The sequence below is a fragment of the Aeromicrobium sp. genome (assembly GCF_047607065.1).
In the GTDB taxonomy this organism is placed as follows: Bacteria; Actinomycetota; Actinomycetes; order Propionibacteriales; family Nocardioidaceae; genus Aeromicrobium.
In genome coordinates, this window is the sequence record NZ_JASGDU010000003.1 from 1 (window position 1) to 13,983 (window position 13,983).

The window sequence follows — 13,983 nt, forward strand, 5'->3', positions numbered from 1 at the left end:
ACTCCACGGAAGGACCAGCCGTCAACACCGCATCATCAAGCACACCCGACATGTCATCAACACGATCCACCACGTACGCGCCGGTACCCACATTCTCGAAACTCAACGAATACGTCACCGCGTCACCACCACGAACCACCGTGCCCGACACCGGATCAGCACTCTTCACCACCACCAGCTCACCCACCGCATGCGACGTACACGCCACACCCTCAACACATTCCGTCGGCGGTGTCGAACCAGCCTCATACACGAAATTCGTCATCTCGTTATCGCCATGAACACCATCAGGCAACACCGTCACCGCATACGTCACCGTCTCGGTCGCACCCGCAGACACCCCACCAGTCACCTCCAGCAACGACCCATCCACCACCGGATACAACACCTCACCCGGAGTCGACGGACCCGACGTCAACGACGCATCATCCAACACCCCCGACAAATCATCCACATGATCCACCCGAGCCACACCCGTACCCACATTCTCAAAACTCAACGTGTACGTGAGCGTGTCACCAGACTGCACCGACGTACCCGAGACCGGATCCGAGACCTTCGACACCACCAACTGCGGCATGAAATGAATCGTGCAATCCTCCGACCCCGGCACACACGACTCCAACCCCACACCCGACGGCGGCTCCTCACCCGTCGGCAGCAAGAAATTCGCCAACACATGGTCACCCTGCTCATCGAACGGCAACACCGTCGCCGTATACGACACCGTCACCACCGCACCCGCAGCCACCGTCCCCACGATCTGGAACCCATCACCCGTAGCCGTCACCGACAACGACTCATCAGACGCCTCCGCCGACGAGATAGTCGCATCATCAGCCAGACCCGACGTCGTATCCGTGTAATCCACCACCGCATCCGCCTGACCGTTATTCGCAAACGTCAACGTATACGTCAACACATCCCCCGCAGACACACCCGTACCCGACGGCACATCCGCCGACTTCTGCACCGACAAATCCGACCCCGGCAACGTATTCACATCACACGGCACACCCGACGCCTCATCAAAACCCTCATCAGTACGCGGATCACACGACGGAGTCTCATCATCAGCATCCGACGGAGCAAACGCCACATTCACCAACGACGCATCCCCCGCACCCTCGTCATACGTCACCGTGTACGAAATCACCACCGACTCACCCGCAGCCAACGGACCCGACCACACAATCCGATCCCCAACCACCACAGGATCATCACCCGTCGACGCCGACAGCGAATCCTCATCCAACACCGCGTCATCCAACACACCCGACAGGTCATCCACCACAATCGCCGGCGACGACACCGTATACGCACCCGGACCCACATTCGTCCCCGTCACCGTATACGTCACCAACTCACCATCGGCCGGCAACGTCAACCGATCCGCCTGCTTCTCCACCCGCAAACTCGGCACCGTGAACGAACTCACACCACAGAACAGTCCCACCTCCGTGTCGAACTCGCCGTCGTCACACGACGGGGTCTCATAGTCGTCGGGATCATCGCCCTCGGGGACCGCGAACACGATATTCGTGCCCGCACCATCACCACCATTAGCCGTCACCGTGACCGAATACGTCAACACCACCGACTCACCCGCCCCCAACGGACCCGACCACGTCAAACGCGGCTCCGCATAGCTGATCGACCCGACAGCCGGATCAGCCTCGGCGTCGTCGTTATACGCAGCCACATCCAACACACCCGACAGATCGTCCACCACCTGAGCCGGATTGTCCTCGGTGAAATCGACGTCGCCGGTGTTCTCGATGGTCACCTCGTACTCCACCACATCACCCACCAGCGCAGCACCGTCGTTATCGTCGGCCGAGGACGTCTTCTCGACGCTGAGCGAGCAGTCGGGGGTGAAGCTCGCTTGTTCGGCGATCTCGACGTCGGAGTACGACCAGCGGTCGAGCGCGCGCCCGTTGCCCCAGGGGTTGCTGCCGTTGGCCCACCGGGAGGTGCCGCTGCTGCTGTCGGTGCCGTCGAGCGAGGACGTTGCCGGAGTAACCGTGGTCGTGCGCGTGCCCGTCAGTTCGGAGTCGTCCCAGTAGAGCTTGTTCTCCCCCGGCTCGCTGCCGGCCAACTGGTTCACGATCATGCCGGCGGCCAGGCCCTCGACGTCGGCGAGCACCACGTGGAACTCGTCGGTGTGCTGAATCCGGACCTCGGCGCTGATGTCCTGGCAGAAATCGACGGCGTTGCCCTCACCGTCGAGGCCGTTCCAGTTGTAGGTCGCCGTACCCGACGAGCCGGAGATCGGCGCGGTCACGTCGACGTCATCGTCGAAGCTGCCGTTGCCGTCGGTGTCGAGGCGCAGCTCGTAGGTGCCGGTGAAGCGTTCGAGGTTCCAACTGAAGGTACCGGCCCGACTGGCTCCGGTCGTGGAGTCATAGGCGATATCACTCACCGCAGGCGGCGCATAGTCGGGCAGGACATTCATGGTCGTGGTCGTGCCGTTGCTGCCGGGCACACCCGCCGTCGCCGAAGACGGAAGATCGCTATCGGGTTCCTCGAAGAACAGCCAGTACGGGTCGCCGCACTGCTCGGGGTCGGCCTGTTGGTAGCGGGCCGTGTTGCTGCCGATGGTGTCGGTGCTGCTGTAGCTGGGCGCGCAGGTGCCGGACTCGACGATGCCGAAGGCGCTCGCGTCGATATTCCATCCGCCGCCGGTGAAACTGCGCAGGCCCAGCTGCCACACGGCACCGAACTCGGTAACGGCCCAGAAGTCGAGATTGCGGTTACCGCCACCGATCACCGTGGAGTCGTAGGCGATGTAAGCGTCGGTCCACACGCGACCGGAGATCTCCGCGTCGCTGGCGTCGTGCACCTCGATGGTCCAGCGGAAGTAAGAGTTGGTGGCCGGCCTGAGGAAAGTGCTCGGGACATAGCCTGACGACGTCTCATCTGGGATCTCCTCCAGCGTCCACACGCCCTCACCCGTGAGGTCGGTTCCCGAACATGTGGCTGTGGCGGCCACCGAGCAGGTCTGCGCCGTCGTGCCGTCGGGAGCGGTGACCCGGATGTCCACGGCTGCAGAGTTATTCGTACGCCACCAGGCGAAGTCAAGCGTTTCCCCCGGACCCACATAGGCGTAGTAGGTGCTGCCGCCGAGCGAGCTGGACCCGTTCGGATTGGTGACGGCGGTCGCCGACGAGACCGGCCAGAGGAGCATGCCCACCAACGACAGCAGGGTCACAGCGGCGGTACGGCGTCGCATCATCAGCACTCAATCCTTCACAGAAAAGGCTTAAAATCCTCTCAATGCTCCCCGAGTACCCCCCCCCCCGTCAAATCACGTAGGTCGAATCACGACTACGCTCCACAGTGCCGACTCTTCGTCGCTACGCTCCGAAGCGGCGCTCGCGGGCGGCGTAGGAGCGCATCGCGCGCAACAGGTCTACGCGGCGCAGCGCCGGCCATAGGACGTCGGTGAAGTAGAACTCCGAGTGGACGCTCTGCCACAGCAGGAAGCCCGAGAGCCGCTGCTCGCCGGAGGTGCGGATCACCAGGTCCGGATCGGGCTGGCCCTTGGTGTAGAGGTGCTCGGCAATGTCGTCGACCTCCAGCGTGCGGGCGACATCCTCCAGGGACCGGCCCTTGGCGGCCTCCTCCAGCAGCAGCGAGCGCATCGCATCGGTGAGTTCTTGGCGCCCGCCATAGCCGACACAGATGTTGACCTGCAGCTCCGAGCCGCCGCTGGCCTCGACGGCACGGTTGAGGCGGACGGCCGAATCTGCCGGGAGCAGGTCGAGGCTGCCCATGAGCCGCAACTCCCACCGGCCGTCGGCGGCGAGCCGGTCCACGAGGTCTTCGACCGCCGCCAGGATGCTGCGCACCTCGGCCTCGTCACGCTGCAGATTGTCGGTCGAGAGCACCCAGAACGTGACGATGCGCACGCCGAGTTCATGGCACCATCCCAGGAACTCGGCGATCTTCGCCGCGCCTGCCTGATAGCCGCTTTCGAGATCACGCCCGGAATCCTTGGCCCACCGCCGATTGCCATCGACGATGGCACCGATGTGATGGGGCAACCGCTGCGGATCGAGCCGCCGCGCGATGCGTCGTTCGTAGGCGCTGTACGCCAAGGAGTTCAGGCCCATGAGCGCTAATGTAACCGCATGACGCCGACTCCGACGCCGACAGACAACGACGAGTCCAGCCGCTTCACGCCATCGCTCGAGGTCATCAAGCCTCGGCTGCGCGGCTGGCTGCACGCCGCCATCGCTCCGCTGTCGTTCCTGTCCTTCCTCGTGATGATGGTGATCGCCGACGACGTGGTCGTACGCGCGGGCGCTGCGGTGTTCATGGTCTCGGCGCTGGCGCTGTTCGGGTGCAGCGCGCTGTATCACACGCGCACCTGGCCCGAGGAGATCCGCCTGGTCTGGAAACGGATCGACCACGCGAACATCTTCTTGCTGATCGCCGGGTCGTACACGCCGTTCTGCCTGCTGCTGCTGAGCACCAAGCACGCCATCATCATGCTCAGCGTCGTGTGGGGCGGGGCCGTACTCGGCATGCTGTTCCGGGTGTTCTGGATCGGCGCGCCGCGCTGGATCTACGTGCCGCTGTACGTGGCGCTGGGCTGGGCGGCGGTGCTGTACTGGCGCGAATTCGCCGACAACGCGCCGACCGCCGTCATCGTGCTGATGATCGTCGGCGGCGGGCTGTACACCCTGGGGGCGGTCGTCTACGGCTTCAAGCGCCCCGACCCGTGGCCGCGCTGGTACGGCTTCCACGAGGTGTTCCACACGCTGACCATCGCGGCGTTCGTCGTCCACTACATCGGCATCAGCCTGCTGGCCTACCGCGAGTACTGAGCGAAGTCGGCCGGATCAGTGACCGGGGCTTGGCACACGAAGCCACGGCAGACGTAGGCGGTCGGACGCCCGTCGCGGGAGGCTCGCGAGGCGAACAGCGGAACGTCCAGCCCTTCGTCACCGGCGACGACCACCGCACCCGGAGAGGTCGCCATGAGGACCGTGCGCAGCAGGTCACCGCGCGCGCCGGGCGGGCCGACGACGGCGACCTCGATAGGCCCGGCGATCAAGGCCTCGGCGAGGGCGAGGGACTGCCCGGCGAACCGTGGCGCGCCGCGGGCGGTGTCGGCTGCGGAGGCGACCGCCGCTTCGGCGGCGGCGCGCCAGCGGGCGTCCCCCGAGATGACCGCCGCCATGAGCAGGGCCGTCGCCGCAGCGCTGGTGCCGGACGGATAGGCGTTGTCCGCGACATCGCGCGGCGCAACCACCAGACCGTCACCGGGGGCGTCGACGAAGCCGCCGGCCGGATCGGCGAAGTCGGTGACGATGCGCTTGACGAGTCTCACCGCGCGCTCCCACCAGGCACGGTCCCCGGTCACCCCGAAGACCGTCAGGAAGGCCTCCGCGACCGCGCCGTGGTCTTCGAGGACGCCCGCGTTCGTACTGGCGAGGCCGTCGCGCGAGGTGCGGATCAGGGTGCCGCCGACGAGGTGGACGCGCGCAAGCAGGCCGGCAGCGGTGAGGGCGGCGTCGGTGAACGCGGGTTCGTCCAGCAGCACACCGGCCTCGATCAGCGCGGTGATCGCCCAGCCGTTCCAGGAGGCGACGATCTTGTCGTCGCGGGCCGGCCGGGTGCGCTGCTCCCGCACCGCCAGCAGAGCTGCGCGGACGCGCTCCCATCGTGCGGGGTCTTCCGGATCGCGCTGGAGTTGCAGCGTCGAGGTGCCGTGCTCGAAGGTTCCCTGTGCGGTGACGGACAGGAGCGCGGCGGCCCAGGGTCCGTCGTCAGGGCCGAGGACGCGGTTCAGGTCGTCGGGCGTCCAGACGTAGAAGGTGCCCTCGCGTCCGTCGCTGTCGGCATCGAGCGCGGAGGCGAAGCCGCCTTCGGGGGTACGCAGTTCGGACAGGAGGAACCTGCCGGTTTCGCGGGCGATCCGCTCGGCCAGCGGCGAGCCGGTGGCGCGCCACCAGTGCAGGTACGCGCGCAGCAGGAGCGCGTTGTCGTAGAGCATCTTCTCGAAGTGCGGGACCCGCCAGAAGCGGTCGACGCTGTAGCGCGCGAAACCGCCGCCGAGCTGGTCGTACAGGCCGCCGCGGGCCATCGCCTCGCACGTCCGCTCGACCATCGCGAGTGCGTCGGCCGAGCCGGTACGGTCGTGGTGGCGCAGAAGGAACTCCAGCACCATCGACGGCGGGAACTTGGGTGCGGCACCGAAGCCGCCGGCCTGGTGGTCGAAACTGCGGGCGAGTTCTTTGACTGCGGCGGCGAGGTCGCCCTCGGTGAGCGGGTCGCCCTCGGGGTCGCGGGCTGCCTTGAGGTGAGCGACGACGTCGCGGCCGACAGTCAGGACCTCATCGCGCCGGTTGGCCCAGGCGTCGGCGAGGGCCTGCAGGACCTGGGTGAACGCGGGGCTTGCGGCGGTCGGCTCGGGCGGGAAGTAGGTGCCGGCGAAGAACGGCTCACCGTCGGGAGTGAGCACGCAGGTCATGGGCCAGCCGCCCTGTCCGGTCATCGCCTGGGTGGCCTTCATGTACACCGCGTCGATGTCGGGGCGCTCCTCGCGGTCGACCTTGACGTTGACGAAGTGCGCATTCATGTAGGCCGCCGTGGCCGGGTCCTCGAACGACTCGTGCGCCATGACGTGACACCAGTGGCACGCGGCGTACCCGACGCTCAGCAGAATCGGCCGATCGAGCCGCTTGGCCTCCTCGAACGCCTCGCTCCCCCACTCCCACCATTCCACCGGGTTGTCAGCATGCTGCTGCAGATACGGCGACTGCGCGTCGGCAAGGCGGTTCATGCGTTGGACTTCCTGTCACGTGGTGAGCAATCTGAGCGCACCATCGTCCACAGTGGTTGAGGAAAGTCTTGGAGGCCGCGCCTTTGCGACACCATCACACCAGCCCGAAGTAGCGGTCGAAGAAGGCGAGCAGCTTGTCGATGACGGTCTGCTTCTTGGCTGCATGGGCGGCTCCGGGTGAGAAGCGGGACACGGGCGGCAGGATGCGGGTGATCGCTGTGCCGGTGGTGGGAACGGCTCCGTCACGGAAGGCGTTGCCGATGAACGCCTTCGTTTCCTCGGACTTGAGTCCCTCGTCAGCGATGATCGCGTCGAGTTCCTCGTCGCGCTTGGCCTCGACGAGCCTGCGCCAGTCCTCGCGGGTGTCGCCGGTGACGTTGACAGTGTCGACAAAGGCCATGATGAGGTCACTCTTGTTGCGCAAGCTCGGACTTGAGTCGACGGCCTGGGCGATGTTGCGGGCCGCTTCCACCTCGACATCGGAACCGTTGCCGCGTGCCTCACGCCATTGCTCGATGAGCAGCAGGATGTAGTCGACGTTGACCTCGACCTGCTTGATGAGTTCGATCTCGAAGACGACGTCGTCGTTGATCGACTCCTTCTCCGCGTCCTCGGTACGGCGGAACTCGTCATAGATGTTGAGGTAGACCGAGCGGTAGTCCTGGAACTCGCGTTCGGTGAGCAGCTCGTTGCCGATGAACTCGTCGAACGCTGTCAGTATGTTGCGTAGCCGCAGCAACTGGCCGAACAGCGCGATGAACTCCTTCTTGGCCGTCTCGCCGATGATCTGGATGCCGAGCGGGAACACGCTCTTGAGGTCGGTGACGATGCGCTCGTACTCGGCGTAGTAGTCGGCGTACGGCTTGAGCAGCACCACACCTCGGGCGTCCTTGTTGCCGAACAGCGCGAGGGCGTCGTTGGTGGCGCCTTCCAGGTCGCGGAAGGACACGATGTTGCCGTAGGTCTTGACCGAGTTCAGGATGCGATTGGTGCGCGAGTACGCCTGAATCAGCCCGTGAGAGCGCAGGTTCTTGTCCACCCACAAGGTGTTCAGCGTGGTCGCGTCGAAGCCGGTAAGGAACATGTTGACCACGATCACCAGGTCAAGTTCCCGATTCTTCAACCGGGCCGCGAGGTCCTTGTAGTAGGACTGGAATCCGTCGGCGCTCGTGTCCCATGAGGTGCCGAACATGTCGTTGAAGTCCTGGATCGCGTCTTCGAGGTAGTCACGCGAACTCTGGTCGAGTTCCCCGGTATCGAAGCTTTCCTCATCGAGCAGGCCATCGGCCTCTTCTTCGTTGGCGGCGTAGGAGTATATGAGGCCGACCTTGAGTCGCTGGTACGCCGGGTTGGCCTCTTCGCGTGTGCGCTGCTCCAGTTCGATCAACGTGTAGTAGCGCTTGGCCGCGTCGATCGAGGCGGTGGCGAAGATCGAGTTGAACCCCGAGACCCGCTTGTCCTTGAGGACGTAGGTGGAGTTGCCCCCGGACATTGAGCGCCGGGTCTTCTGGTCGAAGTGGTCAAGGATGTAGTTCACAACCCCGCCCATCCGCTCGGGTGAGAGCAGGGCCTTCTCGGTGTCGATGGCCGCGACCTGCGCAGTGGGTAGGTGGCCGGGAAGTTTGATGGTGTTGACGTAGTCGATGCGGAACGGCAGCACATTCTTGTCGTTGATCGCGTCCACGACCGTGTAGGTGTGCAGTCGGTCGCCGAACGCCTGCTCGGTGGTCCGCAGGCGCGGGTTACCGCCGGTGCCGGCGTTCTCGGTGAAGATCGGCGTGCCAGTGAAGCCGAACAGGTGGTAGCACTTGAACGCCTTCTCGATCGCAGCGTGCATGTCACCGAACTGACTGCGGTGACACTCATCGAAGATCAACACGAGGTGGCCCGAGTAGATCTCGTGGCCCTTGTTCTGCTTCACGAAGTTCGAGAGTTTCTGGATCGTGGTCACGATGATCCGTGAACCGGGGTCTTCGAGCCGCTTCTTCAGGTGTGCGGTGTTGTTGGTGCCGTCGACCGCGCCCTTCTCGAACCGGTCGTACTCGCGCTGGGTCTGGTAGTCGAGGTCCTTGCGGTCAACGACGAACAGCACCTTGTCGACGCTCTCCATCTTCGACGCAAGCTGCGCTGCCTTGAACGACGTGAGGGTCTTGCCCGAGCCGGTGGTGTGCCAGACGTACCCGCCAGCCGCTGTGGTGCCGAGTTGCTTGGCGTTGGTCGAAGTCAAGATGCGCAACAGAATCCGCTCGGCCGCCACGATCTGGTACGGCCGCATCACCAGCAACTTGCGGTCCACGTCGAAGACGCAGTACTTCGTCAGAATGTTGAGCAGCGTGTGCTTGGCGAAGAACGTCTTGGTGAACCCGACCAGATCGGTGATCGACCGGTTGTTGGCGTCAGCCCACCAGCTCGTGAACTCGAAACTGTTCGATGTCCTGCGCCGACCCCGCTTGCCACCGGCCTGCTCGGCGAGGTGGGAATCGCGGGTGGTGTTGGAGTAGTACTTCGTCAGCGTGCCGTTGGAGATGACGAACAACTGGACGTACTCGAAAAGCCCGGATCCCGCCCAGAAGGAGTCGCGCTGGTAGCGGTTGATCTGGTTGAACGCCTCGCGGATGTTCACGCCTCGACGCTTGAGTTCGATGTGGACCATCGGCAGGCCGTTGACAAGCACCGTCACGTCGTAGCGGTTCGACCGAGCCGCACCGCCCTCGCCACCCCCGGTGGTTGAGCCTGTCGAAACCTCGTACTGGTTGATGACCTGGAGCCTGTTGTTGTGGATGTTGGCCTTGTCGATCAGGTAGATGTTCTTGGCCGTGCCATCATCGCGCTTGACGACCTGGACGTGGTCCTCCTGGATGCGCGCAGTCTTCTCAACGATCCCCTCGTTCGCACCGGCGATCTTGTCAAAGAGTTGTTTCCACTCTGCCTCGGAGAACTCGATCTTGTTGAGTACCTCCAGCTGGACACGCAGGTTCGCGATCAGCTCAGCCTCGGTCGTGATCGGTAGGTACTCGTACGCTTGGCCCCGGAGCTGCTTGATGAACTCGCGCTCCAGGTCAGACTCCGACTGGTAGCCCGTGGCCCTGGCGTCCTCCGGCACGAACTCTGCGACGACCGTGCTTTCGTCGCTGACGGAGATCGCCTCGTAGCGATACGCCGAATCTGGTGCGCTCATCAGTCGATCACCACCCAGCGGCCTGCCTTCGCGGAGCCTTCCCGACGCACACGACCAGCGGCCTTGAGGTCGGCGAGGTGCCGCTCGATGGTGCGGGAGGTCTTGCCAAGCCTGTCGGCGATGGCAGAGGCGCTCAACGTCGGCTCGACGTTCAACAGGGTGAGCACAGCATCATTTACTCCGACATTTCGACCGACATTTACTCCGACATTGATGTCGCCATACGTCACCAGGACCTCCTCGATGGCTTGGAGGATCGCGCCCAGGCTGAACTCGATGAACACCGTGGCATCGTGGTTTCGCTGGGCGGTCCGAAGCGCTTGGTAGTACTGCGGGCGACTGGTGAAGACGACCGACTCCATCGGCAGCGAGGCGAAGACCCCGTTCCACCGAGCCAGGATGAGGGTCTGCCACAGTCGACCGATTCGCCCGTTTCCGTCCGCGAACGGGTGAATGGTCTCGATCTCGCAGTGGACGATGGCGCTCAGCAGCACAGGGTGCAAGTCCGACTCGCGAACCCACGCGAAGAGATCGCCGATGAGGCCGGGCACGAACTGCGGGCGCGCACCTGTGTGGATCGGGGTTTCTCCGTCGAATACCGCCACGTCCCCGCTGCGGAACCTCCCCGCCTCCCTGATAAGCCCCTGTGTCAGCAGCCGATGGGCCGTGAGGAAGTCATCCACCTCGTAGGGGTCGAACGTGAGCAGATGCTCATAGGCATCGTGGGCGTTCTTGACCTCTTGAATGTCGACAGGTCGGCCCCACACCTGCTGACCGTTGAGAACGTCGGCCACATCGTTGAGCGACAGCAAGTTCCCCTCGATCGCCAGCGACGAGTAGATGGAGCGAACCCGGTTCTCGCGGTGCAGGCGAATGTCGAGTCGGAAATCGGTGCCGAGGTCAAGCCGGGTGATGCTCTCGACGATCTTGGCCAAGTGGTCTGCGGCGCGCACCGAGACGGAGAACGGAGGCCCCGGCGTCTCGCTCATGCCGCTGCCCGTATCTCGGGGAAGGAAAGCAGTTTGTCGCGGTAGTACTCGTACTGCTGGCGACGCGCGTTGATCTCTGCCGGAAGGCCGACCGACAGGTCATTCACCAGCGCATCGAACTTGTCGAGGATCGCGACGATGCGCTGTTGCCCCTCTCGGGCTGGCACGGGAATCATGATCTTGGCGAGGCTGTCGCCGGAGATTCGCTTCACCTTCGCCCGGGCAACGTGCCTGTTCTTCTCCGAGTGGAAGCGAGCTGTCTGGGCGTAGTACGCCACGAATTTGGGGTTCAAGTCGCTACGGAACGCAAAGCAGTCATCGTGGATCGCGACGTCGTCATCGCCCAACCAAGCAACGGCCTTGGCCACGTCTTCGACGGTCTCGCCGACTGCGGCGAAGACAACATCCCCGGTTCGCGCGAACCGCAGACCTGGGGCAAGGTCTTCTCTCACATGAGACAGCGCCTCCTGGGCGAACACTCCATAGCCCGTATAGATCTCGCCGTAGTGGATGCTCGGCAGCCCTTCGGGCACCACATCGTCCTTGACGAACCTGCGCCCGCGGAAGAACTCGCCGATCTCACCCATCGGAACCCACCGGACCGATTGGGGGGGGGCTTCGGCGAATGTCAGGAGCGAGTCGCGATAAAACGCATACTGGCGAGAGCGCAACTCAAGCTCGGACTCAAGCTCAGCTTTCAGCATCTCCATTTTATCGAGAATTGCAGCGATCTCGCGCTGAACCGCCGGTGGAGGCACAGGGATTCTGAACGCCCGAACAGCCTTGTCTGAGATTGACGGATAGTTGCCCTCAACCTGGTTCTCGGCCAGGTAGCGGCGGAACGGCTCCGCGCCTAATAGGTGCGCCAAGAACGATGTCGAGATCAACTCGTTGTTGGGCCGCAGCACGCAGTAGCCCGTGCTGGCGATCTGGCCGTCGTACTCGGCAGGGATCACCGCCCAGCGCATCTGGGTTGGGCGGGTAGTCGCGAAGATGACATCGCCTTGGCGGACGATCTGCTGCGCACGACTCGGCGCATCCCCCGCTCTGATCATCGCCGTCTCCCCGATCTTGCGGGTCGCTCGGTCGACAGAACTCAGGTCGATGTAGCGGAACTCCTGCTCTCCAGCGTCCGCCCATCGGATGTTCGATCCCTTAGATGTCACATCCCCGACGGTCTTCAACTCCACACCATCCGGGCAGTGCTCAGCGATGAGGTCGTCGATGCGGCTCATGACTCGCCCTCCAAGTCGGCGACGATGGCGTCGATTTCGGTGCGCAGCGCGGCCTGGTGCGCCACGATGCGGGCGATTTCGGCGTTGAGCACTTTGATGTCGATGGCCTCGCGGGTGTCCTCGGCCTCGACGTAGGAACTGACCGCGAGGTTGTAGCCGTTGTCGGCGATGGTCACGTAGTCGACCAGCGTCGCGAAGTGCGCCACATCCTCGCGATTGGTGAAAGCGTCGAGAATCGACTGCTGGTGCGCGACGGTGAGTTTGTTCTTGTTGCCCTGCCGTGTGAACAGCGCCGAGCCGTCGATGAAGAGAACCTGGTTGTCGGGTTTCGACTTCTTGAGCACGATGATGCAGGTCGCGATCGTCGTACCGAAGAACAGGTCCGGCGGGAGTTGGATCACCGCGTCGACGGAGTTGTTGTCGACGAGGTACTTGCGGATCTTCTGCTCAGCGCCGCCTCGGTAGAGCACGCCCGGGAACTCGACGATGGCAGCGGTGCCGTTGAGCGCGAGCCAACTCAGGATGTGCATGGTGAAGGCCAGGTCGGCCTTCGACTTCGGAGCCAGCACACCAGCGGGCGCGTAACGTGGATCGTTGATGAGCAGCGGGTTCGCGTCGCCCTCCCACTTGATGGAGTAAGGCGGGTTGGACACAATCGCCTCGAACGGCTCGTCGTCCCAATGCGCCGGGTCGATCAGGGTGTCGCCGTGGGCGATGTCGAACTTCCCATAGTTGATGTCGTGCAGAAACATGTTGATCCGGCACAGGTTGTAGGTGGTCAGGTTGATCTCCTGGCCGAAGTACCCCTGCCGTATGTTCTCGTGGCCCAGCACCTTGTCAAACTTCAGCAGCAGCGAGCCCGACCCGCAGGCCGGGTCGTAGACCTTGTTCACCTCGGTCTTGCCCACCACCGTGATCCGCGCCAGTAACTCAGACACCTCTTGCGGCGTGTAGTACTCGCCACCAGACTTACCCGCACTGGAGGCGTACATGCCCATCAGGAACTCGTAGGCGTCACCGAAGGCATCGATGGTGTTGTTGGCGTAGCCGAGTGGAAGGTCACCGATGGCGTCGAGCAGCTTGACCAGCTTCTCGTTGCGCTTGGCCACCGTGGGGCCGAGCTTGCTGCTGTTGACGTCAAGGTCATCGAACAGACCCTTGATGTCGTCCTCGGCGGCGGAGCCGACCGCGCTGCCTTCGATGTTCTTGAACACGCGCGCCAGCGTTTCGTTGAGGTCGGGGTCGTGACGTGCTTTCTCACGGACGTTGACGAACAGGTCTTGGGGAAGGATGTAGAAGCCCTTCTCCTTGACCGTCTCATCGCGGCCGAACTCGGCGTCAGCGCCTGCGAGGTATCGGTAGTCGAAGTCGGTGTTCCCCGCCTTGCGCTCGGCCTCGTTGAGATAGGCGGTCAAGTTCTCCGAGATGAACCGATAGAACAGCATGCCGAGGACGTAAGACTTGAAATCCCAGCCATCCACACTTCCACGCAAGTCATTGGCGATCCGCCAGATCGTCTTGTGAAGTTCGGCCCGCTCGGCTTCCTTGGTGGTCGTCATGCTCACAGGGACCTGTCTACCAGTGGCTACCGACGAAATCGGGGCCATCGGCGCTTCGTGTCGGTCCCGACTGGCAGGCTTTGTCCCTGTGAGCGGCAAACAGATCAAACTCTTCCTCGTCGACGGGACCCCGGGAGGCTGACGACAGCGGAGATCACCAACTGTGCTGTCGGCCCACCGCTCTGACCTCGCCGACCTGCTGAAGAACGTCCGCCAATAGGTGAATTCG

General features: G+C 63.7%; 7 protein-coding genes and 1 pseudogene. 1 reads left to right on the top strand and 7 read right to left on the bottom strand.

The window, feature by feature from the left end; translation table 11 throughout:
- Together QM597_RS00240 and uppS are read right to left on the bottom strand one after the other, a co-directional pair.
- A pseudogene (locus tag QM597_RS00240) lies at positions 1 to 3,235 on the bottom strand (hypothetical protein); the annotation flags it as partial.
- A gap of 121 nt (positions 3,236 to 3,356) precedes the next feature.
- The gene (uppS, locus tag QM597_RS00245; RefSeq protein ID WP_415002870.1) at positions 3,357 to 4,115 is read right to left on the bottom strand and encodes a polyprenyl diphosphate synthase; all 759 of its coding nucleotides are present in this window, start codon (positions 4,113 to 4,115) and stop codon (positions 3,357 to 3,359) included.
- Between the two features lie 18 nt (positions 4,116 to 4,133).
- Between uppS and trhA the strand changes: the two genes are divergently transcribed.
- Complete coding sequence (gene trhA / locus QM597_RS00250) at positions 4,134 to 4,832, top strand: PAQR family membrane homeostasis protein TrhA (protein WP_415002871.1); 699 nt, start codon at positions 4,134 to 4,136, stop codon at positions 4,830 to 4,832.
- Here trhA and QM597_RS00255 read toward each other — a convergent pair.
- The 5 genes from QM597_RS00255 to QM597_RS00275 form a co-directional block, all read right to left on the bottom strand.
- A complete protein-coding gene (locus QM597_RS00255) occupies positions 4,817 to 6,793 on the bottom strand; it encodes a thioredoxin domain-containing protein (protein ID WP_415002872.1) in 1,977 nt (658 codons plus the stop codon). The two genes, trhA and QM597_RS00255, sit on opposite strands and share 16 nt — an antisense overlap.
- A 94-nt stretch (positions 6,794 to 6,887) precedes the next feature.
- Positions 6,888 to 9,971 carry a type I restriction endonuclease subunit R gene (locus QM597_RS00260; protein WP_415002873.1) on the bottom strand — a complete coding sequence of 1,028 codons (3,084 nt, stop codon included), beginning with the start codon at positions 9,969 to 9,971 and terminating at the stop codon, positions 6,888 to 6,890.
- Positions 9,971 to 10,960 (bottom strand): Fic family protein, encoded by a 990-nt coding sequence (locus QM597_RS00265; protein ID WP_415002874.1) that lies wholly within the window; start codon positions 10,958 to 10,960, stop codon positions 9,971 to 9,973. The genes QM597_RS00260 and QM597_RS00265 overlap by 1 nt, the downstream gene beginning before the upstream one ends.
- Entirely contained in the window at positions 10,957 to 12,195 is a 1,239-nt protein-coding gene (locus tag QM597_RS00270) for a restriction endonuclease subunit S (RefSeq protein ID WP_415002875.1), read from the bottom strand. Before QM597_RS00270 ends, QM597_RS00265 begins: the two co-directional genes overlap by 4 nt.
- Positions 12,192 to 13,754: a type I restriction-modification system subunit M gene (locus tag QM597_RS00275; RefSeq protein WP_415002876.1), complete on the bottom strand. Its 1,563-nt coding sequence runs from the start codon at positions 13,752 to 13,754 to the stop codon at positions 12,192 to 12,194. Before QM597_RS00275 ends, QM597_RS00270 begins: the two co-directional genes overlap by 4 nt.
- Between the last annotated feature and the right edge of the window lie 229 nt (positions 13,755 to 13,983).